Genomic DNA, 24,233 nt, shown 5'->3' with positions numbered 1-24,233 from the left:
GTTTAAATAGAAGTTAAACGGGAGGTTGAGCTACAAAATCAGCTCGGCTTTCCGTTTTTAGCTACCACAAACATTCGGTCGCCGAAGCGGCCGGTGGCCTGATTCAGCAAGTAGGTGGGGTACTGGCCCAGTAGCTTGCCGGCTTGTTCCACGGGGTTGCCGCCCAACCGAATCTGCTGGGGCTTTTTCACGGGGTTCAGCAAATCCACTACCTCAAAGCCGTGCTTGGCCAGCATTTTCCGGATGGTGGTGGGCGTGAATTCGTAGAGGTGATACGGCGGCAAATCCATGCGGCGCTGCCGGCCCAGCAGGCTATATAGCGCAAAACCGGCCCGCATGCTGGGCAAGTTGAGCACACTGGGCAAGGCCAGTACCAGCAAGCCACCGGGCGCCAGAATGCGCTGGAACTTGGCAATGGTAGCCGAAGGAGACAGCAAATGCTCCAGCACGTCGCCGAGGTAGGCTAAGTCGAACTGGCTTTCGTGGAAATCCTCGGCGGTTTCGATGTTGCCGGTTACGACGGGCAAGCCCAACTGCGTGCGGGCAAATTCGGCGGCGTGAGCCGATATTTCGAGGCCGTGCGTTTCCCAGCCTAGGCTTTGCAGGCTCTTAAGCGTGTAGCCTGGTCCGCAGCCCACTTCCAGGTACCGGAAGTGCCGGCCGGGGTAGTGGCGCAACATATAATCGGTGAACTTATCGGCGCGGGGCTTACTCAAATCCAGCGCCGCCCCTTCCTCGATGAACTTTTGGTCTTGAATGGTCCGGTCGTAGTTGGGGCGCTCCGTGAAATACTCCTTGCCGTAGAGCCGCTCCAATTGTGCAGGTGTGGGCTGCGGGTCGAGAAATACCAGCTCACAGTACTGGCACTGCACACCTTGCAGGCGCTGCCCTTCTAAGGTGTAGTAGAAAGGGCGCGGCCGAAAATCGGTATGCCCGCATAAATCACAAGTGCGCATAGTGCTCGAAATCAAATCAGGAAGCAAGTTCGCACTTATCCCCGAAACCCGTAGGTGGGCTTTCACTGTTTTAAGCACGGGCGGCGTAGCGTTGGCCGGGCAGGAGCAAGCTGCTTCGTACCGGCCGCGGCATTCCGCCGTATTGGTCTTATTTAGCGCGCTTGCCGTTTCGTCGGGCCGCACTTTCACTGATTTCTAAAGTTGATATATATGGTTGATGTGGTTGTAATTGGAGCTGGGCCGGTGGGGCTGGCGTGCGCGCTGGAAGTGCAGCGGCGCGGACTGACGGCAGTGGTGGTAGACAAGGGGGCACTGGTAAATTCCATCATCGGCTACCCCACCAACATGGAGTTCTTCTCCACGCCTGAGCTGCTGGAAATCGGGGGGCATCCCTTTCCTACCAGTAGCTATAAGCCCCTGCGCGAAGACGGCCTCGACTATTACCGCCGCGTGGCCCAAACCGAAAAGCTCAACCTGCGCCTTTACGAACGGGTAATGAGCCTGGAAGGCGAACCGGGCCAGTATGAAGTAGTGACCGAGAAAGACCGCATAACCTGTGCCAGCGTCATCATTGCCACTGGCTTCTACGATGTGCCGAACTACCTCAACGTGCCGGGCGAAGACCTGCCCCACGTCAACCATTATTACAAAGAGCCATATGCCCATGTCGACCAGGATGTAGTAGTAGTAGGCGCCAAAAACTCCTCGGCCAAAGCGGCCTTACAGCTCCTACGAGCCGGGGCGCGCGTAACGATGGTGGTGCGCGGCCCAGAAATCAGCAACTCGGTGAAATACTGGATTCGGCCCGATTTGCTGAACCGCATCAAGGAAGGCCGCATCAAGGTGCACTTCAACGCTACCATCCAGCGCATCCTCACCGACTCCGTGAAGCTCGATACACCCGACGGCCTACTTACGGTACCAGCCGACTACGTATATGCCCTCACCGGCTACCACCCCGACTTCTCGTTGTTGGCAGCCCTCGGCATCACCTGCCAGACTGACGCCGCCCAAACCCCTACCCACGACGCCGATACGCTGGAAACCAACCGGCCCGGCGTGTACTTGGCGGGCACCGTCTGTGGCGGCCTCAACACCAGCCGTTGGTTTATCGAGAATGGCCGCTACCACGCCCAGGTAATTGCAGCGCGTTTGGCCGGCGAGGCCGCTCCGGAACTACCAGAAGTACTGCAACCCGTGCAACTCACGCCCCAGTAGAAACAACTGCTAAACGCAAAACCCCTCATCCGAAAAACAGATAAGGGGTTTAAATCAAGTTGGCATTTGGCTATTACGGAAATTTCACTCCGATATAGTCGTTCGGATTTACCTCCGCAATTCGGGCGCCATACTTGGCATTGAGGGCCTTAATCATTTCATTGGCTACCACTGCGTATCCCCGAGGAGTAGGGTGCACGCCGTCCAGCGAAAACAGGTTGCCGCTGATGAAGCTGGCCGTATTGGTCACGCCGTTTGTGATGATACCAGCACTGGCTACCCGCGTGAAGAACGTATTAGCATCGAAGATGGCCAATCCTTTCTCGTTAGCCTTAGCCGTAATTGCGGCATTGAAAGCGGTAGTGGCCGAGCGTACCGTGGCTTGCTCGGTATCGTCAAGGACCAGCGTACTTGGAATTGGGTTGCCATTGCTAGCCCCGAACGCCTGAGTGGTATCCACGCCTTGCAGCTGTAGAAACAGACCTAAAGTGACAACGGCTGGCAATGAAGGACGCGCCTGATTGTATACATCGCGCCAGGCTTTGCCATTGTTGGGCCGCCCAAACAGCGCCACATAGGGTGAGGATGTCAGCGTAAATAGCTGCACACCGTTGCCGCTAGCGTCGCGGATGGTGGATGTGGCAATGGTGCGCCGGGTAGGTGGCGTACCGGTGAGCGACGTATTGAAGCCGCCGGTAGTAATAATTACGGCGGGCACGTTGTTGGTGGTGAGTGTAGCTTTGAAAGCCGGCCCAACTGTAGTGAAGAACGGAATATTGGTTACGTCCGGAATGGTAGCTACTAAGCCTTTCGCGCCGTTTGCGGTCAGGGCATTGATGACTTTGGTGTTCTTGTCGGTGAAGTCAGCTATAGGCGTTAGGAAGCTGGCTGCCGCACCAGCTGTGGCATAGCCTAGCACATCATTGTTGCCCAGCCAGTTGGTGAAGAACGTAGGATTAGAGGCGGCCACTCGTGCCAGATAGGTTTGAGTAGCCTGTGCGTCGGGTGTAATACGCTCGAAATAGGGGTTACCAGCCGTGCTGCCATAACCAACAGTTTCAATGTCCGAAAGCCGGATACCTGGCACCCCCAAATTGTTCACTGGCTCGATGTACTTGGTGTAGAGCGGCCGGGCAGCCGTGGCCCCACTCCTCAGAGCCAGACTGGTGGTTACATTGGCGGTAATGGGTGAACCCGTGCTAGTAAAACCTGCTAGGCGTAGATAACCCGAACCATTTTCCTGACCAGCCTGAAACAAGGGCTGCACAAAATCGCCGCCGCCGGCCTGCCGAAACTGCCCTGCTAGCAGGTTAGGATACGAAGCCTGCTGACCACTCAAATACAAACCATTATCTGAAAAACCAGCCGTGAGGGAATTACCCACGGCAATGTAGCGGGAGAAGTCGACCGAGCCGGCGCTAGGCTTCACATCGTTTTCTAGGTCGGGCTGGCAAGCGCTGAGACCTAGGCCTAGCAGCGCCACCAACGGCGCAGACTTGCGAAATAGAAATGTGTTCATGGGGTGGGAAACGCGGCGCGATTAGAAGTTGTAGTTCAGGCCCAGGCCTGGAATCACGATGTTGGTTTTGTAGGTACCGGCAATCCGGTCGGTGGTCCCGTTGTTGAGCAGATCCTGCGTGGTTTGGGTGCGCTTCTTAATGGAAATGTATTGCCCCGATATGTCCAGGCCGAACTTACCGAACGAGTAAGAAGCCCCCAACGTACCGCTAATCCGGTCGTTGTCGGGGGTTTCGGGCGTTACGTAGCCGTCTTTCACGGGTGTTGCGTCGTAGCTACCACCGGCTCGTACGGTCAGGCCACTGGTGAGCTTGTACTGCCCACCCACCCGGAACGTCAGCGCATCCTGATAATAGCGTTTCGACTCGCTGAAAGTGCTACCATTGACTTGTTTATCGAAGTCGAAGCGAAGCACGCGGTACTTGCTCCATTGCACAAAGTTGACATCCAACCCGATGGTCAGTTTTTCATTGGGCATGATGCCGAGTCCGAGGCTGGTAGTAGCCGGCAGCGGCAGCGTGGCGTCGAATTTGGTGGCTTCAAAGCGCGAAGCAAAGCTAGACGTCACGTTGGTGAACGAAACGTCGCCGCCCTTCACCTGCGCATCAATTTTGGAGCGGTGGCTGATACCAACACTCAGCTTTTCGGAAGGCTTGAAGAAGATACCGGCGTTGTAGCCCACCTTGTTTTCGGCTTTACCATCCAGTTCGATGTGACCGAACGAATCGGGCAACGGAATGTCGCGCTGCAAGTTCACCGAGCCGTACGCCAGAATCATTAGGCCCGCCCCGATGCTCAGCTTATCAGTAATGGCATAACTGAACGTAGGCTGTACGTAAATAGACTCCAGGGTAATATCCGTTAGAGAAGTGCGGCCTTCCCAGCCGTTGGCGTATTGAAGCTTGCTGCCGAATGGCGTGTACACCGCAATGCCCGCCCGAAATTTCCCTTCGGCCGGCCCAAAGCCAGCGTACAGGTTGAACGGCGTAACGGTGCTATTGCGCAATTCCCGCTGCTGGCTGCCGCCTTCTGCCACGTACGCATTGCGCGCCAGCGTGAAATTGACGCCCACCTGCACCCCCCGGTCGCGCACCATGGCCAGGGCACCGGGGTTGTAGAACATGGCGGCCTGGTCGAGCGACAGACCCACCCCGACGCCGCCCATGCCGTTGTTTTTCTGCCCGGCCAGCGTCACCTGATAACCACCTGCCGAAGCCACCGTTGCGGACAGCAACGCTCCTCCCGCAAGGAGTAAAAATTTAGAGTCCATAAAAACAAGAAATGGGTGAGAATTGAGGACTAAGGGATTAAATGTATGCGAAAAAAGCAATAATTAGTAGGCTTGCCTAACAAACTTCATCAAGATTTTAGTGAATAGAAATACTTAGTGAGTAAGTACTTAATTAACAATACATTGCCGCAGTATAGTGCAAGCTATATTGTTTATTTCACACCTTTGAAATCTGCCGCGTGCGCAAATCCAGTTGTTGGCCGGCCACCAGCAAATGCACGCGCAGGTCCTGGCCACTCACTGGCTCACCGCGGCCGGCCCGCCCGATATTGTTGCCTTGCAGGTGGTTGCCGTCTACCACTATCATCAGACCGTCGCCGAACACTTCGGCCACGGCGCCGCCCCGCACAATGATGCCGGTTTCTTCGGACAGCCCCAGGCCCAGGTAGCTAGGATGGGCCAGCAAGGCGTGCATCAGGCGCCCGAAACGGCCCCGCTCCACAAAGTGCTGGTCGATGAACAGGTTGGGTAACAGCCCCAACCCGCGCATAGTTTGGATGCCGCCTTTGCGCATGGCCCGCCAACCGTAGCCTTCTACCAGCATGTGGCCAGGCAAAGCGGCGGCGCCGGCACTGGTACCCGATATGATAAAGCTGGCCTCGGTCTGGAACCGGTGCTGGAGATGCGTCAGAAACTCGGTACCGCGCAGGTATTCCGCAATCCGCTCTTGGTCGCCGCCGGTGAAAAATACCAGGCCGGCCCGGCTTAGCCGCCGCAGGGTGGCCGGCGTATCGGCGGGGTGGTGCTCGTTCACGGGTAAGTGTCGGACAGCGGTGCAGCCCAAATCGTGGAAAGCTTTTTCGTAGGCCCCGGCGGTACGGGAGGGGTTGCTGGAGGCCGTAGTCAGGATTTCGACCGGCGTATCCAGCGTGGGCAGCATGTCGCAGAGCAGGGCGAGCAGGGCATCGTCGTCGCCGCCACCGAGGGCAACAAGAGTGCCGAGGGGCAAAGCAGCAGGCGTTGGTTGGGGCATGAGAAGCGCGAAGAGGACGCTCAAATGTACGGGTCGCCGCAACTTTTGGCTGGCTGGAAAACCAGGATAGCGCGGTTTGCGTCCGGAAAAGCCACGAAGCTGATCAGTACCAGGCTTCAACCAAAGCGGCCTGCTGGCGTTTAGTCGCGAGGGCAGCGCCTACTTTCTTCCCTGGCTTCTGCTCCAACCTCAACCTTATACCTCTGAGTTTGCCGGGTGGCTGAGGCTACCACATAGCGGTTCGTGCCATTGCTATTTTTCTGTTACTGTGCGGTTGAGCCACGGAATCCGGCTATTTTTGCGCGCCGTTTCAATCACCAATTCCCCTTGCCTAGCGAGACACTGCCCTTCTATTATTCATGAATCAGCATCCGACCACCGAGCACATCACGTCCCTGATTCAGGAGGGCGAGTTTTTTAAACTCAAAGAACTCCTCAAACTCTACGAACCGGCCGAGCTGGTCGAGCTGATTGAGGAGGAAGAAGAGCGGGAACAACTGATTATTTTCCGGCTGCTGCCGCTACGGCTGGCCACGCAGGTGTTCGAATACCTGGACCTGGAAGTGCAAAAGCACTTCCTCACCAACCTGACCCAGGAGAAAATCACCAACATCCTCAACGAAATGTCGCCCGATGACCGGACGGCGCTGCTGGAATTTCTGCCCGACGAGTTGGTGCGGGAGTTGATTCAGACGCTGTCGGAGTCGGAGCGCAAGGTGACGCTGGAACTGCTGGGTTACCCCGAGTACTCGGTGGGCCGCCTGATGACGCCTGATTACATTGCTATCCGGGAAAACTGGACGGTGCAACAGGTATTCGACTACATTCGGCGGCACGGCGGCCAATCAGAAACGCTGAGCATGCTCTACGTGACCGATGGGCGGGGTGTGCTGATTGATGACATTCGGATTCGGGAGCTGCTGCTGGCTGACCCGCAAAAGCAGGTGCGCGAGCTGATGGACCACCGCTACGTGTCGCTCAGGGCCATGCAGGACCAGGAAGAGGCCATCGACGTGTTCCGGCGCAACGACCGGGGCGCCTTGCCGGTGGTGAACGACGAAGGCGTGCTGTTCGGCATCGTAACGATTGACGACATTCTAGACATCCGGGAAGAGGAAGACACCGAGGATATTCAGAAACTGGGCGGCTCGGAGGCCTTAGATGAGCCCTATTTGGCTACGTCTATCTGGAGCATGGTAAAGAAGCGGGCCGGCTGGCTGGTGATTCTGCTCATCGGCGAAATGCTGACCACCTCGGCCATGCACCATTTTGAGGACGACTTGCAGAAGGCGGCCGTGCTGGGCTTGTTTATTCCGCTCATTATTTCGGCGGGCGGCAACGCGGGCTCGCAGGCTACCTCGCTTATCATCCGGGCTATGAGTTTGGGTGAGTTCAAGCTCAGCGACTGGTGGCTGGTGATGCGGCGGGAGTTGCAGTCGGGCTTGCTACTGGGCTTGATTCTGGGCGTGGTCGGTTCGTTGCGCATTGTGCTGTGGGCCACCGTGGTTGACCCTGGGTACTTCGGCCAATACTGGCAGCTGATTGCCATTACAGTGGGTTTCTCGCTGCTGGGCATTGTACTGTGGGGTGCCCTGGCCGGCGCTATGCTGCCGATGCTGCTCAAGCGCCTGGGCCTCGACCCGGCTACGGCTTCGGCCCCTTTCGTGGCTACGCTGGTGGACGTAACCGGGCTGATTATCTACTTCTCGGTGGCAACCATGGTGTTGCGCGGCACGCTGCTGTAGAATGTTTTGGCTGTTAGCGGCGGGCTGTTAGCTGTTGGCTTTGCCGTTGACGTAAGCGGGCTACCAGCTACTAGCCCGCCGCTAACAGCCAATGATAGCTAACAGCTAAATCCAATGACCGAAACCCTTCTCACCCGCCAGGAAGCCGATTTTGCCTGGCTCGATATCACCGGCCCCACTGCCGCCGAGCTGCAAGCCGTAGCCGAACAGTACGACCTGCCCGATTCTTTGGTACTGGACTGCCTGGAACCCACGCACCTGCCCAAGTTTGAATCGACCAACGGGCTGAACTTCGTAATTCTGCGGGTGTTTAGCATGCCCGAAAGCTCCCAGGCCGACACCATTCAGGAGCTGAGCACCAAGATTGCCATTTTCTACTCCTCGAAGTACCTAATCACGGTGCACCGGCGGCCGCACCCAGTACTGAGCGCCCTCAAGAATATAGCGCGGGCCCCCGGCGAAGAGTGCGACTCGCCGGTGGAAGTGGCCATTCATATCGTGCGCTATGCCCTCAACAGCTACGTGCAACCAGCCCTCACGCTCACCAAGGAGCTGGATGATTATGAAACCGAAATCTTTCTGAAGCAGGAAGTACCCAACGCTTTGCAGGGACTTTACTTTTTGAAACGCAAAGCCTCGGCCGCTAAGCAGCTGCTACTCCTAACCCGCGATATTCTGATTATGCTGCGGCGGCAAACGGCGGCTAACACCAACGACAGCACGCTGCTGCAAGACACCCAGGATTTGCAGGTGAAAGTGGAAACCATGTACCAGCAGCTTGATGGGGGCGCCACCAACCTCATGAACCTGTACTTGTCGTTGTCGTCGCAACGCACCAACGAGGCCATGCGGGTACTCACGGTGTTTTCGGCGTTTTTTCTGCCGCTTACTTTCATTGCCGGTATCTACGGCATGAACTTTCAGCACATGCCCGAGCTTACGTGGAAACTCGGCTACCCCATTGCTATGGTGAGTATGGTGGTCATATCGGTGGGTATCTATGTGTGGTTCAAGCGCAAAGGTTGGATTTGATTGAGGTATTGATCGGGTGACGTGATACCATGATAACTTAGCCTATGCCGCACTTCAACTTTCTGCGTTGCACCTCTTGCTGGCGTGGCTGGCCATTGGTGGCGGCTAGCGTGCTACTGAGTGGCTGCGCGGCCGTGGGGCGCCTGCCCACCCTGGAGCCCGGCGACTACCAGTTCTTCCGAACCAACGACCCCGCTTTGGCCGCCTCCGTGGAGCCGGACCGGGCTTTTTATGTGGAGCAAAACCACGATTCGCTTACGTTTCTGTCGCAGCCGGCGAGTGGTGCGGCGCGGCAGTTCAGCTACGCCGTGCGCCGGGGAAACCACGTCATTCTGCTGGACCGCAAGTTCGACCTCGACGTTTTCACGATTCCCTTCAAAGCCCGGCCGCCGCAAGGGCCGGTGCCGGTGCAGCTCAACACCAACTTCAACGCGGCCCTGTACTTCGGCCGCCGGCTCGATTTCTACCACGTCAACAGCAAGCAACTCCTGAACGGCCATCAGGAGCCGCAAATCCGGACGGTGGGGCTGGGCTACGGCCTGTTTACGGGATTAGGCTCTACTATCATCAACCCCGACGTAACCAACCAGCAAACCCGCGTGGCCGAGTATGAAGGGTTTGTGGTGCACGCCGGCGGCGCGGCCATTTACGATGCGCGCATCTTCAACCTCGGCCTAGCCATCGGCTTCGACCAGTTGCTGGGCCCCGACGGAATCAACTGGATTTACCAGCGCAAGCCGTGGTTTGGGGTGCTGTTCGGGCTGGATTTAAATTGAGCGTTACTATCTAAGCGTTGATTTTTGGACAGTTGATTGTTCCAGCCAGCTAAGTAGCAGCTACCCCATTCAATAATCCACCCGGCCCCGGTTCGTCTTTTTGTCGCCGTGCTTTTTCTTGGATTCCAGGCGTTGGCGCACGGCGCCTTTGCTAGGCTTGGTGGCTTTACGCGCTTTGGGTTTGTGCAGGGCTTTGGTCAACATTTCGTGGAATTTGCGGAGAGCGGTTTCCTTGTTGCGGAGTTGGCTCCGGTCTTCCTGGGCTACTACCAGCAGCTCGCCTTCGGTGGTCAGCTTGGAAGCCAATTTCACTTGCAGCACCTGCTTCTGCTCGTCAGTAAGCAGCTGCGACTCGGGCAGCCGAAACCGCAGCTCCACTCTAGATTCCACCTTGTTCACGTTCTGGCCGCCCGGCCCACTGCTGCGGCTGGTTTGGAATACTAGTTCGGGCAGAAAGTCGGCGGCGGGAGGAAGCATAGCAAGCAAAGAAATAGAACAGCGAAGGATAAGCAACCCAGCCTACGTAAAAGTAGGTAGGCAGTGCCACGCTGTGTGTTAGCCAGCACACAAAAAGCCCTGCCAGCCGATGCTACAACGGTAGAGCACGGCCAGCAGGGCTTGTTGGGTAGCGAGGCGCTTACAGCTTGTCAGCTAGCTTCTGTAGCTCCTTGTACGTGTTCTGCGAAATGGCATACTGGCGCTCCACTTCCAGGCGCAACGTGCCCGCGAGGGTGTCTTGGTCGAGGGCATCTTCGTAGGCTTTCAGAGCCCACTCTTCACCGTAGATGTTGGAGCCGAGGATGGCTTTTTCGTCGGCGCCGGTGAGGGCCGCTTTGGCATCCATCCAGGCGCGGTAGAGGCGGCCTTTCACGGTTTTGCCTTTTTCCTGGCTGCCATCCTGCTGGCGCAGGTGCTGGTTGAGCTTGTTGGAAAACTGCTGGCTTTGGCTAACTAGCTGCTTATAATAGCCGCTGAGCTTATCGTCTTGGCTTTCGTTTACGGCGCGCTGATAACCTTCAATCCGGTCGTTCACGAACAGCAGCAGCTCGTGCAAAGTAGCCGCTTGGGCGCTGGCTTTGGGTTTGCGGCTGCGTACGGCTAAGTAGCCCACACCGGCGGCCAACAGTGCGCCACCCACCACTTTTTGAGTGGTGGTCAGCTTGTTGACTTTGTTGAGGGCAGTGGTACCGGCGTCCTTCACTGACTGCGGCACCTTCACCTGGGTGAGCAACTCGGGCACTTTGCTTTCGTTCACCCACTCCTTGGCTTGGTCGAGGAGGTTGGCGGCGCCGTTGGTATCGGTTGCTTGATCGGGGGCAGTAACGTTTGGCAAGCCGCTGTCGGGCGTGGTTGATTGCTGAGGTTGTTTCATGGCTCTGAGCGTATAAGGATGATTCGTGTCGTCGCTTACGCCATTCCGTTTCAATGAGTTAGGTTGAGCTTACAAATAGGCTACTCTTATGCTGGCGCTTACAGCCGCCATAGCAGCCACCCTAGCAGGCCGCTTCGCACCGTCCAGGCCAGGGTTCGGGTCCAGTTGGTACGCACCAGCCCATCAATGGCCACGTAGTCGTAGCCCTGCCCCAGCCGGTTATGAAACGGCACCGATAGGAAGAACGTGGCTGCCCACACCAGTAGCACCAGCGCCAAGGCCCACCACACCGGCGCCCCCAAACCCCGCCCCTGCCATGCCAGCCACGCCGCCAGCCCCAGTTCCAGCACCATCGGAGCCATTACCACCCAACTAATGCGGTTGGAATGCTGCTGATGAAACGCCACAAACTTATCGGGCGCTACCTGCGCAAAGCTGGGGTAATGCACCAGCTGCACCGTCCAGATAACGCCGGTAAGGTACACCGCCAGCGTGAAGTTGAGCAGCACTAAGAGCTTGATTGACATACAGATTGAGAAAGCACAAGTCAGGAAGCCACCGCGGCCTTAGCCTCATACGAACGGAGTAGCTTTTCATCCTTGTTTCTAGGCTAGCCCAACTCAGAAACGAGAAAGCTAATCGGGTGAAGCGGCCTTGCAACCCGTTCAGCTTACTTACGCTTCTTTCGCTGGTTGCGAACCACTACTTTCACACTTGCACATTCCATCATTCTCTTTCCCCTGCCCAATGAATTTCCGTTTTTCCCAGTTGCTGGCCGCGCCGGCTTTCTTACTTGCATTGGGAGGCTGCCAGTCGGGCGGCAAAGCAGGCAGCACCCAGCCCGATTTGCTTCAGGCCAGCCTTGACACCACCGTCCGCCCCGGCGATGACTTTTTCCAGTACGCCAACGGTGCGTGGCTGAAGAAGCACCCGATTCCGGCTTCCGAAAGCGGCTGGAGCATTGCCAAGGAAGTGCAGAACGAAGTGTATGGCCGCCTGCTGGCGCTCAACAAAGAAGCCGCTGGCACAAAAGCCACTGCTGGTTCCACCCAACAGAAAATCGGGGATTTTTGGGCCACCGGCATGGATTCCGCGGCTATTGACAAGCAGGGCCTGGCCCCTCTGAAACCCGAGCTGGACCGCCTGGCTGCCCTGCGTACCCCCGCCGACGTGCAGACCGCCATTGCCCGCCTGATTCCGCTGAACGTGAATGCGCTGATGGGGCCGGCGGTGATGCAGGACGCCAAAAACAGCGACAAGATGGTGCTGTACCTGTGGCAAGCCGGCCTGGGCCTACCCAACCGGGACTACTATTTCAACAAAGACAAGCGCACCGCCAACATCCGCAACGAGTACGGCGGACACATCACCAAGATGCTGACGCTGATGGGCGAAGATGCAGCCACGGCCCAGCGCCACAGCACCCAGATTGTGAAGCTGGAAACGGCACTGGCCGGCTCCTCGCGCAAGCTGGAAGCCCTACGCGACCCGTACGCCAACTACAACAAGATGACCGTAGCCGACCTGAGCAAGCTCACGCCCGGCCTCGACTGGAAAGCCTGGCTCACGCAACTGGAACTAGGCCAGGTGGACACCGTTATTGTGGGCCAGCCAGAGTTCTACCGCGAAGCGGGCCGCCTGCTGCGCACTACCCCCGTGGATGACTGGCGCGCTTACCTGCAATGGCAACTGCTGCACACCTACGCCGAGCGCCTAAGTACCCCCTTCGACAACGAAAACTTCCGTTTCTACGGCACCGTGCTGCAAGGCCGCAAAGAGCAGCGCGCCCGCTGGAAACGGGTGCTCGACGACGAGGAAAACGCTATGGGGGAAGCCCTGGGGCAGCTATTCGTGAAAGAGTATTTCGCGCCCGAAACCAAGGCCCGCTACGCCAAGCTGACCGAAAACGTGGTCGAGTCCTTCCGGGAGCATATTCAGGCCCTTACTTGGATGAGCGACTCCACCAAGCAGAAAGCCTTGGTGAAACTCACCCGCATCACGCCGAAAGTGGGCTACCCCGACAAGTGGAAAGACTACTCGGCCCTGGACATCAAGCGCGACTCCTACGCCGCCAACATGATGCGCGCCAACCAGTGGAACTACCGCTTCAACATCAACAAGCTGGGCAAGCCTGTTGACCGCACCGAGTGGGGCATGAGCCCGCAGACCTACAACGCCTACTACAACCCCAGCAACAACGAAATTGTGCTGCCAGCCGCCATTTTCGCCATTCCGGGCCTCAAGGATGCCGACGCCGACGACGCCATCATTTACGGCTACGCGGGGGCCAGCACGATTGGGCACGAGCTGACGCACGGCTTTGATGATGAAGGCAGCCAGTTCGATGAGAAAGGCAACCTGCGCAACTGGTGGAGCAAGAAAGATCGGGCCGCGTTTCAGAAGCGCGTCAACGGCATTGTGCGCCAGTTCAACGGCTACACCGTGCTCGATTCATTGCACATCAACGGCAAGGCCACGGCCGGCGAGAATATTGCTGACCTCGGGGGCATCGTCATTGCCTTTGATGCCTTCAAGAAAACCGAGCAGTACAAGAAGGGCGAGAAGATTGGCGGCCTCACGCCCACCCAGCGCTACTTCCTGGGGTATGCCTTGGGTTGGCAAGGCCACCAGCGCGACGAGGTACTGGCCCAGCGCATCCTCACCGATGTGCACTCGCCGGCCAGCTACCGCGTAAATGGTCCCTTCGCCGACGTGCCGGCGTTCTACGAAGCCTTCAACGTGAAGCCCACCGACAAGCTCTACCGCCCCGACTCCGCCCGCGTAACCATCTGGTAATTCGAGCAACTAGAAAGGTAAAGCTAGTTCTCCTCCTCAGCTCAGGGAACTAGCTTTTACCTTTCTAGTTGCGGTATGTAGTAAGAAAAGCCCTTTTGCTGTCTGGCAGAAGGGCTTTTTAGTTGGTGCATCAGCTGGCATGACCGGTTTTTTTTGCTGGCGAATTTCGACAGGCAAGTACAGGACGCTTCGCCCGGCGCAAATAGATACCATTGATTTACCACTCCACGCCAGCCACGCCGCCATGACAACCCGCCTCCTTATTTGCCTGCTGGCGTTTGCCGGTAGCCTACCCGCCTGGGCTCAGCAAACACCCACCCGCCCTGGCGGTAGCCGCCCGGCGCCCTTACCGGCTACAGTGCTTATTCCCGCTTCCGACTTCTTACAGGAGATTCCCAAAGGCAACCTCATTGCCGATGCCGACGCCCTGAAAGCGCCTTGGGTGTTCAATAATACTGCCCTAGTGCTGAAGTCGGAAACCAACCTGATGACCAAGGTAGCAGTGCCCGAGGCCGGCACGTATTACCTGTACGTGCGCAGCCAGGGCGAACGAAAAACCGGCTTTAAAGTAGCTGTCAACGATAAGGTAACCACCGCTACGTTTGGGCAGACGCCGCTGAGCTGGCAGGCCGGGGGCACGTTTGAATTGCCGGCGGGCTCGCTCAATATCAAGATAACGCGCATCGACAGCAGCCCGGCGTTTGACGTGCTGGCACTCAGCAAGAACCCGAACCTACGCGAAGATGACGTGCGCCCCTACCAACTGCCTACCGATGTGCAATTGCTGAAAAGCTATGCTATTCCGGCTTCCAACGCGGTGAAGTTCGGCGACGTAACCGGCGACGGTAAAACCGATTTTCTGGTGCTGGAACCCGATTTTTCCGCGCACGTTTTCGACTACGAAGGCCGCCCGCTGTGGAGCTACCAGGCGCCCACCGAGTACACCAAGGAACGCTCAGAGTTTGAAGCGCCCGGCGTGGTCTGGGACTTCGACCGGGACGGCAAGGCGGAAGTGGTGCATTGGCGCCAGCTGGAAGGCCAGGAGTACCTGGTAGTAGCCGACGGCCGCACCGGCAAAATCAAGCGCAAAACGCCGTGGCCCACCCGGCCGCTGCCCCACGCATATAACAACTTCCGGCTGGCCGTGGCCAAGCTGCACCCCGATGGGCCAAACGATTTGGTAGTATTCACCGACATGGGCGGCACCATCACCATCACCGCTTACTCTTCGGGCCTCAAGCAGCTCTGGCAACACACCGAAACCCGCAAGAAAGACAACCTCGGCCACTACGTATACCCCGTTGACCTCAACAACGATGGCCTCGATGAGGTGCTAGTGGGCACGCTACTGCTCGACCACAACGGCCAGGAAATCTGGAACCGGTTCGATTTGCTGCCCGACAACCACGACCACGCCGACAGCTACAAATTCGCGGACGTGAACCACGACGGCAAGCTCGATATTGTGACGGCCAACAGTGAAACTGGCGTATTTGTGTACGAGGCCCTGACCGGCAAAATCATCTGGCAGAATACCGCCGAGCACAGCCAGCAGCTAGCCGTGGGCGACTTCCTGAAAAATGTACCCGGCCCGCAGGTGGTAATTGGCGGGCGCACCTACGGTAACCGGGCCATCGGGGAGCCTTACTTATCTAGCCAGCTCTATTGGTTCGATAACCAAGGCACCCTGCTGAAAAAGTGGCCCGGCAACCCCATCAACGGCAACCCCGACTTCGTGCGCGGCAACTGGCTCGGCAACGGCTCCACCACGCTGTTCTGGCACAAATTCCGCCTCAACGACGCGGGCACCGGCGAGCTGTACTTCCCCGACCCGGTGTTTCACATGTTCGATTTTCTGGGCAACGGCGCTGAGCAGGTGATTACGCTGGCCCGTGGCCGGCTTGCGGTGTACGGTAGCCGCACGGCCCGCACCAGTGGCCCCGACCTCAAGAAAAACCGCGACTACCTGAAAAGCACCGTCGTTAACCACACGCACTACTAGGGTTTGGTAGCGGCCAGGCAATTCTTATGACACCGGGTTGACCACGGCTTTATCAGAAGAGGCGCGGTAGTTGGCCAGCCCCTCAGCGGCCGATTTGCGCACCTTGTTTTGCAGCCACCCCGACCAACCCAGCAGCCAGCCAACCGGCCCCAGCGCCTGCCTCGACCACTGCCAGAAGCTGAACCGGTCGTGGTGGGTGCGAATCAAGCCGTCTTGAAACGTGAAGCGGGCCTGCACATGGTTGTGTACCGGCCGGCGGGTTTGCGAAAACGTGTAGTGCGCATCCCAAGTGGCGCTACCCTGTTGCGCATCGGCCTGGATGTCATTGTAAGCTAGGCGCATATCCTGGCCCCGCTCACAAAGCATGCGCCACATTTTGCCAATGGCCGGACCCTGTAACTGAAATATGGCATCCTCGAACGTAGCCTCAGGGTGGTAGCAGGCTGCCATACCCGCATGGTCGCGGCGCTGGAAAGCCTGGTAAAAACGGTGTAGAAGCTGGTCGTGGGGATGCATGGCAGGGCAATGGGTAGCAGCCGAAACTCGGCCTTGTCGGAAACCTAAAGCTGCACAAAAAACCGCGCCCGCCAGGCAGATTTTTCACTATTTACGGCAGCGGCACAGGTTTATTTCTTTGAGTACCGCAAGCCAGGCAACGGTTGGGCGCGGCCCGGCATCTTCCCCAGCAGATACCTCACTTCCAACTACCAGCCGCTATGCAAACCCTGCGCCGCTTCCTTTCCCCTATCCTCGCCAGCGCGCTGCTGCTGGCCGGCTTCACCGCTACAGCCGCTCGCGAAACGCGTGAAGTATACACCTTCAACCAGGTTACGCTGGCCGGCTCGGCCACGGTGATATTGGTGCAGGGCAGCCCCCAGAAAGTGGTGGTAGATGCCCAGCCCGAAGACCTGACCCACCTGGAAACCGCCGTGAGTAGCAACCGGCTACGCATCGGTACCAAGCAGGAAAAGGGCATGAGCTGGTCGAACTACAAGTTCAAAGGCCCCGTGACAGTGTACGTAACCGTGCCCTCCGTCAACGCCCTCACCGTAAGCGGCTCGGGCCGAATGAAAGCTGCCGATGGCGTAAAAGCTCAGGAATTGGCGTTGAACGTAAGTGGCTCGGGTACGCTGGACCTGGGCCCTGTGCAGACCGAAGAGTTGCAAACCACCGTTTCCGGCTCCGGCAATGTGAGCCTTGGTGCGGGTACCGCCCCGCGCCAGAGTGTGAGCATCAGCGGCTCGGGTAGCCTGCAAGCCGCCAAGGTGCGCTCCAACGTCTGCAACGTACGCATCAGCGGCTCCGGCAACTGCCGCCTGAACGCCACCGAAACGCTTGACGCCCGGATTTCCGGATCCGGAAACGTCTACGTCACGGGCGGCGCCAAAGTCAGCAGCTCCACCGCTGGCAGCGGCCGAGTACGGCAGGAGTAGGTGAGTTTAATGTCGTGGCTGCGCAAGCGGCACCGGTAGAACGTCAAGCTCACCATTTCACTATCTCACTAAATCACCAATCAAAGAGGCCCCGGCGCTGGCTTGGGGCCTTTTTCTTTTTCTTATCGTTTTTGTCGCTGCCGAAAACATCGTTGAGGAAGCCGCTTTTCTTGTCCTTGATGAGGATGTAGCGCACCGAAAAAGCCGTGGGGAACCGGGCCCAGTCGTCGGAGTTGAACTCGATGCTGGGTTTGAAGTCGGCGGCAACAACGAAGCGGCTGAGCGCAATTTTATACTCAGCCCCCACAATGAAATCAACCCCGCCAAACGCGCCCGTGTCCTTGTGGTTGCCCACGTGCCCGCCAGCCCCGAGGTAATAGTTGAGGCTGGGGCCGAGCAACCCGAAGTGCTGCTCGGCCAGCACCGTGCCCGTCACCTCGCGTGAGCCAGCCAGCGCCAGCCCTTCCAGCGTAGTTTTGGGTAGAATTTTTTGCTGCACCGTGAGGCCGTACATACCCGAGCTAAGCCGGAGGCCGGCGGCAGTGCGGTATTTCTGGGCCTGCGCGGGCCGGCTGGCCCCCAGCAATAGGGCTACGGCCAGTAGAAGCGGAAAATAGAAGGAAGAGGAATGGTAAAACATCATAATCTTGTAACCGATGGAAGGGAACTAGGCCCCGGTTTCGGCGTTTGAACGCGAAAACGCCCTGCAAAGTACGGGCCCCTCTGCTAATCAGTCCTTACGGTCCGGTTACAGCCTCGTACCTTTACAGCTGTTTTCGCTCCAACCCGACCTTTTCTTCTCCGTGTATATTCACCGAGTGGCAGCTTATCTGCCCGATTACGTAGTAACCAACGAGCATTTCACGCGCCTCAACGGCCTGGCTTCCGACTGGATAATTGAGCGCACCGGCATCAGAGAGCGGCGCAAGGCTGGCCCCGGCGAAAACACCAACACCATGGCCCTGGAGGCCACCCGGCGCGCCTTGGCGCAGGCTCCTGCCTTCCCCGCCAGCTCCATCGACCTGATTGTGGGCGCCACTTATACCCCCCACGACACCATTTACACGCTGGCCCACGCCGTACAACGGGATTTGGGCGTCAATGAAATTCCGGTGGTGAGTATTTCTTCGGCCTGCTCGTCGCTGCTGAACGCTATTGAGATTGTGGAAGGCTATTTCGCCATGGGCAAAGCTACTCGGGCGGTGGTGGTAGTGAGTGAGCACAACACCGCTTACAACAACGAGCAGGATACCATGGCCGGCCACCTCTGGGGTGATGGTGCCTCCACCCTGCTTATCAGCAAAGAGCGAATTTCGCCCGACGACCTGCGCATTGTGGAAGTGGTAACCGGTGGCGCGGCCGTAGTGGGCAAAGCCGACGAATCGGTAACGCTGAAGCCGGTGGAAAAAGGCATTGTGATGCCCCACGGCCGCGACGTATTCACGCACGCCTGCACCTACATGGCCCGCGTAACCGAGCAACTGCTGGAGCGCCAACAGCTGGCCGTGGAAGATGTAACCTACCTGATTCCGCACCAGGCCAACCTACGCATCACCAAAAATGTGGTGAAGCAGCTGGGCATGGACCCCAGCCGGGCCGTATCCAACATCGAGCAACTCGGCAACACCGGATGCGCTGGCGCCGCCATCGGCCTCGGCGACACCTGGAACCAGCTGGTAGAAGGCAACCGGGTGATTATTACCGTATTTGGCGGGGGCTACTCCTACGGGGCTATGCTGCTGGAGCGGTAAGACGTAAGGGTATCTACCACGTAAGTATGTAGCGCGGAACAGACTTCCACACTCCATGCTTGCCTATTGTTTACGGGCTATTAGAAAGCCGGGATTTGCAAACAAATGTTGCAAAGTCCGGCTTTCCGCTGTATCCACTTATGCTCTGGCTCGTGTTTCTACCATTACGACTGTTCTGCTGCCTTTTGTCGTTGCCACTGCCGTTGGTGGCGCAAACCGTGCCCGCCTACAACACCCGGCGCACCACCCTCGACCAACGTGGCATGCAAGTGCTGAGCGCTTGGGCCGTGGGCAACGTGGCCGTGAGCGGCGCGCGGTATTTTGCCACCGATGGGCCCGAGAAATACTTCCACCAGATGAACGTGGGCTGGGGAGTTGTGAACCTGGCGCTGGCCGGCGGCTCCTTGCTGGCCGCGCGCCGCGCCACTCTACCCACCGATCAAGCCGGCACCGTGAAAGCCCAGCTGCGCACCGAAAACCTCTACCTGCTCAATACGGGTCTGGATGTGGCGTATGTGGCCACCGGCTTCTACCTGAAAGAGCGCGCCCGCAGCCGCTCCACCCAGCGTCAGCAGGAACGCCTGACGGGATACGGCCGCTCTTTGCTGTTGCAAGGCGGCTTCCTACTGGCCTTCGATGGCATACTGTTCGCCGCCCACCATGCCCACGGCAAAACTGGCCTTTACCCGCTACTGAGCCACCTTGAAGCAGGCCCTAACTCAGTGGCTTTTGTGGCTAAATTGTGAATAAGTGAAGTGGTGAGTTTATGTACTGCTAGCGCTAATCTGCGCAAGTGGCGCAAATAGAACATCAAACTCACCATCTCGCAAGCTCACCAGTTCACCACTTATCACCTATCGCCGCACGAAGGGCAAATTGGTTTCCCGGCCGCCGGGCACGCGGAAACGAAGGATATACCAGCCAGGGCGCAAGCTGGCCGTAGGAACGCGCAATAGGTTGAGGCCTGACAGGAACTCCAACCCAATAATGCTGTGCCGCCTGCCAATGGCATCCACCACCGACACTATCAAACGGCCGTTGGCGGTGGCGGGATATTGCAGCGTCAGGCCGGTATCATCGGCGGGGTTGGGAAACAATTGGGGCAGCAGCGCCGTGGCGGCATCGGCCTGGGCAAGCACGGGCACGGTGGTATCTAGGGAAGCGGGGCCGAAGCTAGTGGCGGGCCGCCGCAGCCGCAGGCGGTAGTAGCGCAAACCGGGCTGGGGCTGGGCATCGAGGTAACGGTAGGCGTTGCCAGTGGCGCGCGGCACGGTAGCCAGGGTTTGCCAAGCGCTGGTATCGGGGGCCAAGGAGCGTTCCACCACGAAGTTGTCGAGAAAACACTCGTCTTGGGTGGTCCAAGTGAGGTCGATACCGGCGGTGGTGGTAATGGCCGCTAGGCCGGTGAGGGGTGCGGGCAGCATGGGCCCACTGCCGCAGCCCTGCGGTACAAAGCCGCGGGTACGCAGCACCAGCCGCCCGCCTGTTACATCATCTTGGTTGATGGCGCGGCTAGTTTGGCCACGGGCCACGGCGTAGTGCATCACGGCGCGGGGCAAAATAACGTGGGCCAGTTGCTGTGCGTGCCCCAGCTCGTGCACCGCCACCGACTCGAAATCCAGCTGGGGTGAAACGGCAGGCAGAGGTCCGAACTGCCAAGTGGTGGCATCATCGAACTGCATATCAATTTCCTGCACCGCAAATGCCACGCCGCCACCAGGCTGGAAGCAACCGCGGTAGTAGCTGGTGGTGCGCCCCAGCACATTCGCCGGCAATTCCGACTCGGCGTAGTCAAACCCAATACTATTTTCGCCGTCTTCTTTGGATCCCCGGCTGGTACGCGGAATAGCATCTAGGTCCCAGTTCATGGCACTTTGGCAGCGCCAGGTAGCCAGCGCGTTGCGGAAGGCCGTAACGGCCGCCGTGTTGCTGGCAAAGCTTGCTTCAAACCGGAAAGTATAGCCACCGCGCCCGTTTTGGTTGATGGGACTAGGCCGCAGAATCTGGTTGGTACCGTTGAGCTGCACGTTGCTGATGGCGTAGGGCACGGTAATGGCCGCCGAGCTGGTAGCAGCCAGCTGGTCGGCGGTGGTCACGCGCACCTGTCCGCTGCCGGCCGGGCTCAACGCGCCATTCACCCCTTGCCCCAACGAGGGAACCCGCACCTGAATGCGGGCATCAGTCCAGCTGACGTAATCTGAATCCTGCGGCTTCACCAGCGAGGAGCCACCGTTGTCGGCGTTGCGAAACTCCACAAACCCTGTTCCGCGCGTTGCACCAAAACCACTGCCGCTGATAGTCAGCACGGCGCCGGTGCCGGCCGGTATACTGGCAGGGCTTAATGTGCTGACCACCGGAGCCGTGCCACGGGCCAGAATAGGAGATTCCTGCTGCTTTAGTGCCGCAGCCAGCACCGGATTAGGCTGCACTATTCGGCGTGGCTCACTGGTGAGCGTAGTCAGGCTTTGGTAGAATGATGAGCTCACCGTACCATATTGCCGGAACAAGTCGGCGGCCATACCGGTGGCTAAGTCGTAGCCGATGAGGCCTTGCTGGCTGCCGTAGGCCATCCAGGCTGGGCCGGCGCTTTCGGTGCCGGGGAAGGTAGCGGGCACCAGAAACAGCACGCCTTGCTGGCCAGGTTGCAAGGTGAGCGTATTGGTTAGCTCATGGCGGGTGAGGTCTACGGTACCGCCTTCGGTTAGCACGGTCAGCTCAGTGGGAGCTTGGCCTTTGAAGCTACTGAACACCTGCACCCGGTGGGCCGTGTAGATGCGCTGGTGGCGGGCGTCCCAGAAGCTACGGCTATTAAGCACGGTAGCTTCCACTACCAGCGTAGCCTGGCTGGATCGCTGGGCGGGGTCGAGCGGAACAACCAAACAGTGGGTTTCAGCAGGAGCAGCGGAAATTTGCGCCTGGGCAGCGTCGCCCAAAAGCAAACCAAACAGGCAGAGAGCGGTAAAACGCAAGAGCATAGAAAAGGTGCAATGAAAACAGGCCCTCAAGATACGGGATTTGGATAGGAGCCGGAAGCCTGTTCCTGTGAACTTTACACTATTATTTATCCGCTGACGGCAAGCAGGTTGAAGCTTTTTTTCAGTGGTTGCCAACCTTTATTTGGTGCCGCTTCCCTTTAGGCTAAACAACCCGTTCCGTGACGCTGCCTCCCGCCCCCGATACGTCTGCTGAAGAGCACCTGCTGCTGACCGCCTGCCTCAACCAGGACCGGCAGGCGCAGTACCGGCTGTATCAGCGCTACAAAACGGCCATGTTTTCGTGTGCGCTACGCATCCTGGGGAACGACCACGACTTGGCGCAGGATGCGTTGCAGGATGCTTTTGTGGATGTGTTCCGGCAGTTGGCCAGCTTCCGGCAGCAGTCTACGCTAGGCGCCTGGATTAAAACCATTGTGGTGCGGCGGGCCTTGGCTACGCTCCGGCGCGAGCAACGCATGGAAGTGTACGACCAGGAGCGCCACCCCGAGCCGCTGGTGGCCTGGCACGATAACTTAACTGGCGAGGCCCTGGAAAAAGCCATCAGTGAGCTACCCGCCGGCTACCGCTCCGTATTCTGCCTGATTGAGGTGGAAGGCTACCTGCACCGCGAAGTGGCCGAGATGCTGGGCATTTCGGAAGGCACCAGCAAGTCGCAGCTGTTTCACGCCAAGAAGCTGCTGCAAGTCAAACTTTACCATTTGTATCACCTATGAGCCAGACCCCCGAGCTGCCCGACCAAGGGCACCAGAACCTGCGGCGGGCACTGAATGAACTGCCCTCTCACGAACCCGCTCCCGCCACCTGGGCCCATATCGAAGCCCAGCTGGCGGCTGACCAAGCCATTCACCGCACCCTTCCCCTTCTTCCTACTCACGCCCCCGATGATGCTCTGTGGGCCGCCATTGCCAGCCGCCTCGACGCAACTGAACTACCCACCGAAACCACTACTCCCGAACCAGTTACGCCAGCTGTAGTTCGCACTATGTGGTCGGCGGCCCGGCCGTTACGCTTCGTAGCGGGTATAGCCGCAGCCATTCTGGTGTGCGTGCTGGTGTGGTGGCAGCGCCCCGTGGCCGATACGCCCGCCGTGGCGTACCAGGAAACTTCTGCTCCGCACGAAACCATCACCTACTCCGAAGAAACTGTGGAAGCACCCGCTGCCACGCTACCTATCCAATCGGCCATCGACCCGCTGGGGCAGGAGGGAGTGGCCTTCATTGATGCGCATTGCACCTCGCTGCCGACCGTGTGCCAGTCGGGCGAGTTCAAGGAGCTGCGCACCCAGCTAACCGAGCTGGAAACCGAGGAAATCCGCTTGCAGCAAGCCACCCGCCGTTTTGGCGCCACTCCCGAGCTGGTCCGCAACCAGGTGCGGGTTACTACCCTCAAAGCTTCCGTTACGCGGGAGCTGATTCAACTCTTAATCTCATGAGTGCTTACCCTTTCTACGTCTGGCGGCCGCGCCGCTGGGGCGACCTACTGCTGGGGCTGCTGTGCTTGCTGCTGACGCTGCCAGCGGCGCAGGCGCAGCGCAAGGTGCAGGTGCTCACCCGCACCATTGAGCAAACCCTGGCCTGCCCCACCGGCACACTGATTCGGATTCGGGCCGAAAAAGCCACCCTCAAGGTGCAGGGCTGGGACAAACCCACCGTGCAGGTGGTGCTTAAGCTGAGCGCCCGCCACCCCGAGCGCACCATTGCCGAACGAGAGCTCCCCGCCGCCCGCTACCAGATAGCGCGCAAAGGCACCACCATCGACCTAGTGAACTACTTTGCCGTAACGCCGGGTATGCCGCCCGTGCGGAGCGACTTACGCGCCGAATATGTGGTGATGATGCCGGCTGGCAACCCGCTGGAAATCATCAATGCCTACGGCCAGACCGAGCTGTCGGACCTGACCGGCCGCCAACTGCTAACTCAGGATTTCGGGGCGGTTACGCTTAGTAACCTGCGCGGCAGCCTGGAAGCTACTGTGCGCTACGCCGAGCTAACCGGCTCCAACCTCAACTGCGCCTTCATCTGCCGGGCCGATAAGTCGGCGGTGCAGCTGACTGGGGCCGGCGGCACCTACGCCATCAGCAACGCCTACGGCAGCATTGTGCTAGAGCCCAGCGACGAACTGAAAAGTGCGTTTGTGGATGCGTCGCGCACCGAGGTAACCGTGGGCGTGCCGCGGCTGAGCAGCTTCAACTACCACCTCACCACCAACCAAGGCAAGCTCACCATCCCGGCCAGCTACACTTCTAAACGTACGCTTACTGGCCGCAACCTACTGGAAGTCACCAACGATGCCAAGCTGCCGCTCATCCGCGTGATTACCTCCTACGCCCCCATTACGCTCCAAACTCAGCCGCTGCTTGTGCGGCCGTAGCCGG

General features: G+C 58.7%; 22 protein-coding genes. 12 read left to right on the top strand and 10 right to left on the bottom strand.

The window, feature by feature from the left end; translation table 11 throughout:
* Nucleotides 1-38 precede the first annotated feature (38 nt).
* Nucleotides 39-956 (bottom strand): class I SAM-dependent methyltransferase, encoded by a 918-nt coding sequence (locus G536_RS0119415; RefSeq protein ID WP_157530783.1) that lies wholly within the window; start codon nt 954-956, stop codon nt 39-41.
* Nucleotides 957-1,166: 210 nt separating this feature from the next.
* On the opposite strand from G536_RS0119415, the gene G536_RS0119410 reads away from it, so the two are divergent.
* Nucleotides 1,167-2,174 (top strand): YpdA family putative bacillithiol disulfide reductase, encoded by a 1,008-nt coding sequence (locus tag G536_RS0119410; RefSeq protein WP_022825269.1) that lies wholly within the window; start codon nt 1,167-1,169, stop codon nt 2,172-2,174.
* A 73-nt stretch (nt 2,175-2,247) separates the two neighbouring features.
* Here G536_RS0119410 and G536_RS0119405 read toward each other — a convergent pair whose 3' ends face one another.
* The 3 genes from G536_RS0119405 to G536_RS28950 form a co-directional block, all read right to left on the bottom strand.
* On the bottom strand, nt 2,248-3,693 hold the full coding sequence (locus G536_RS0119405; protein ID WP_022825268.1) for an SGNH/GDSL hydrolase family protein: 1,446 nt from the start codon (nt 3,691-3,693) through the stop codon (nt 2,248-2,250).
* 21 nt (nt 3,694-3,714) lie between these two features.
* Complete coding sequence (locus G536_RS0119400; protein WP_022825267.1) at nt 3,715-4,962, bottom strand: OmpP1/FadL family transporter; 1,248 nt, start codon at nt 4,960-4,962, stop codon at nt 3,715-3,717.
* Between the two features lie 178 nt (nt 4,963-5,140).
* Nucleotides 5,141-5,956 (bottom strand): cyanophycinase, encoded by an 816-nt coding sequence (locus tag G536_RS28950; RefSeq protein ID WP_051167044.1) that lies wholly within the window; start codon nt 5,954-5,956, stop codon nt 5,141-5,143.
* A gap of 359 nt (nt 5,957-6,315) precedes the next feature.
* Here G536_RS28950 and mgtE point away from each other — a divergent pair, with 359 nt between their 5' ends.
* The 3 genes from mgtE to G536_RS0119380 all read left to right on the top strand — a co-directional run bounded on the left by mgtE (nt 6,316) and on the right by G536_RS0119380 (nt 9,509).
* Nucleotides 6,316-7,701, top strand: a complete 1,386-nt coding sequence (mgtE, locus tag G536_RS0119390) for a magnesium transporter (RefSeq protein WP_022825265.1) — start codon at nt 6,316-6,318, stop codon at nt 7,699-7,701.
* Nucleotides 7,702-7,815: 114 nt separating this feature from the next.
* A complete protein-coding gene (locus G536_RS0119385) occupies nt 7,816-8,733 on the top strand; it encodes a magnesium transporter CorA family protein (protein ID WP_022825264.1) in 918 nt (305 codons plus the stop codon).
* A gap of 44 nt (nt 8,734-8,777) precedes the next feature.
* A complete protein-coding gene (locus tag G536_RS0119380) occupies nt 8,778-9,509 on the top strand; it encodes a hypothetical protein (protein WP_022825263.1) in 732 nt (243 codons plus the stop codon).
* Nucleotides 9,510-9,578: 69 nt separating this feature from the next.
* Here G536_RS0119380 and arfB read toward each other — a convergent pair whose 3' ends face one another.
* The 3 genes from arfB to G536_RS0119365 all read right to left on the bottom strand — a co-directional run bounded on the left by arfB (nt 9,579) and on the right by G536_RS0119365 (nt 11,408).
* Complete coding sequence (gene arfB / locus G536_RS0119375; RefSeq protein WP_022825262.1) at nt 9,579-9,986, bottom strand: alternative ribosome rescue aminoacyl-tRNA hydrolase ArfB; 408 nt, start codon at nt 9,984-9,986, stop codon at nt 9,579-9,581.
* 160 nt (nt 9,987-10,146) lie between these two features.
* Nucleotides 10,147-10,881 carry a PA2169 family four-helix-bundle protein gene (locus G536_RS0119370; protein WP_022825261.1) on the bottom strand — a complete coding sequence of 245 codons (735 nt, stop codon included), beginning with the start codon at nt 10,879-10,881 and terminating at the stop codon, nt 10,147-10,149.
* A 98-nt stretch (nt 10,882-10,979) separates the two neighbouring features.
* Nucleotides 10,980-11,408, bottom strand: a complete 429-nt coding sequence (locus tag G536_RS0119365; protein ID WP_022825260.1) for a hypothetical protein — start codon at nt 11,406-11,408, stop codon at nt 10,980-10,982.
* A 220-nt stretch (nt 11,409-11,628) separates the two neighbouring features.
* Between G536_RS0119365 and G536_RS0119360 the strand changes: the two genes are divergently transcribed.
* Both G536_RS0119360 and G536_RS0119355 read left to right on the top strand, forming a co-directional pair.
* A complete protein-coding gene (locus tag G536_RS0119360; RefSeq protein ID WP_022825259.1) occupies nt 11,629-13,677 on the top strand; it encodes a M13 family metallopeptidase in 2,049 nt (682 codons plus the stop codon).
* A gap of 244 nt (nt 13,678-13,921) precedes the next feature.
* Nucleotides 13,922-15,679 carry a hypothetical protein gene (locus G536_RS0119355; RefSeq protein WP_022825258.1) on the top strand — a complete coding sequence of 586 codons (1,758 nt, stop codon included), beginning with the start codon at nt 13,922-13,924 and terminating at the stop codon, nt 15,677-15,679.
* 24 nt (nt 15,680-15,703) lie between these two features.
* Here the strand turns inward: G536_RS0119355 and G536_RS0119350 are convergent, their stop codons facing one another.
* Nucleotides 15,704-16,195 carry a nuclear transport factor 2 family protein gene (locus G536_RS0119350; protein WP_022825257.1) on the bottom strand — a complete coding sequence of 164 codons (492 nt, stop codon included), beginning with the start codon at nt 16,193-16,195 and terminating at the stop codon, nt 15,704-15,706.
* A gap of 200 nt (nt 16,196-16,395) precedes the next feature.
* Between G536_RS0119350 and G536_RS0119345 the strand changes: the two genes are divergently transcribed.
* Nucleotides 16,396-17,112, top strand: a complete 717-nt coding sequence (locus G536_RS0119345; RefSeq protein WP_022825256.1) for a head GIN domain-containing protein — start codon at nt 16,396-16,398, stop codon at nt 17,110-17,112.
* A gap of 73 nt (nt 17,113-17,185) precedes the next feature.
* On the opposite strand, the gene G536_RS28945 is transcribed toward G536_RS0119345, so the two are convergent.
* Nucleotides 17,186-17,755 carry a hypothetical protein gene (locus G536_RS28945; protein WP_157530781.1) on the bottom strand — a complete coding sequence of 190 codons (570 nt, stop codon included), beginning with the start codon at nt 17,753-17,755 and terminating at the stop codon, nt 17,186-17,188.
* A 160-nt stretch (nt 17,756-17,915) separates the two neighbouring features.
* Between G536_RS28945 and G536_RS0119335 the strand changes: the two genes are divergently transcribed.
* Together G536_RS0119335 and G536_RS28940 are read left to right on the top strand one after the other, a co-directional pair.
* Nucleotides 17,916-18,863 carry a 3-oxoacyl-ACP synthase III family protein gene (locus G536_RS0119335; protein WP_022825254.1) on the top strand — a complete coding sequence of 316 codons (948 nt, stop codon included), beginning with the start codon at nt 17,916-17,918 and terminating at the stop codon, nt 18,861-18,863.
* Nucleotides 18,864-19,048: 185 nt separating this feature from the next.
* Entirely contained in the window at nt 19,049-19,609 is a 561-nt protein-coding gene (locus G536_RS28940) for a DUF6992 family protein (protein ID WP_022825253.1), read from the top strand.
* Nucleotides 19,610-19,717: 108 nt separating this feature from the next.
* Here G536_RS28940 and G536_RS0119325 read toward each other — a convergent pair whose 3' ends face one another.
* Nucleotides 19,718-21,838 (bottom strand): matrixin family metalloprotease, encoded by a 2,121-nt coding sequence (locus tag G536_RS0119325; RefSeq protein ID WP_033370544.1) that lies wholly within the window; start codon nt 21,836-21,838, stop codon nt 19,718-19,720.
* A gap of 185 nt (nt 21,839-22,023) precedes the next feature.
* On the opposite strand from G536_RS0119325, the gene G536_RS0119320 reads away from it, so the two are divergent.
* From G536_RS0119320 to G536_RS0119310, 3 genes are read left to right on the top strand one after another with little or no spacing between them, the layout of a single operon-like run.
* Nucleotides 22,024-22,572: an RNA polymerase sigma factor gene (locus G536_RS0119320; RefSeq protein ID WP_051167056.1), complete on the top strand. Its 549-nt coding sequence runs from the start codon at nt 22,024-22,026 to the stop codon at nt 22,570-22,572.
* Nucleotides 22,569-23,291 (top strand): hypothetical protein, encoded by a 723-nt coding sequence (locus tag G536_RS0119315; RefSeq protein WP_022825250.1) that lies wholly within the window; start codon nt 22,569-22,571, stop codon nt 23,289-23,291. The genes G536_RS0119320 and G536_RS0119315 overlap by 4 nt, the downstream gene beginning before the upstream one ends.
* Nucleotides 23,288-24,229 (top strand): DUF4097 family beta strand repeat-containing protein, encoded by a 942-nt coding sequence (locus tag G536_RS0119310; protein WP_022825249.1) that lies wholly within the window; start codon nt 23,288-23,290, stop codon nt 24,227-24,229. Before G536_RS0119315 ends, G536_RS0119310 begins: the two co-directional genes overlap by 4 nt.
* Nucleotides 24,230-24,233: the final 4 nt, after the last annotated feature.

This window comes from Hymenobacter norwichensis DSM 15439 (assembly GCF_000420705.1).
Lineage (GTDB): Bacteria > Bacteroidota > Bacteroidia > Cytophagales > Hymenobacteraceae > Hymenobacter > Hymenobacter norwichensis.
Note: the sequence above shows the minus strand (reverse complement) of the source record. Positions and strands in the feature narration are given on the sequence as shown.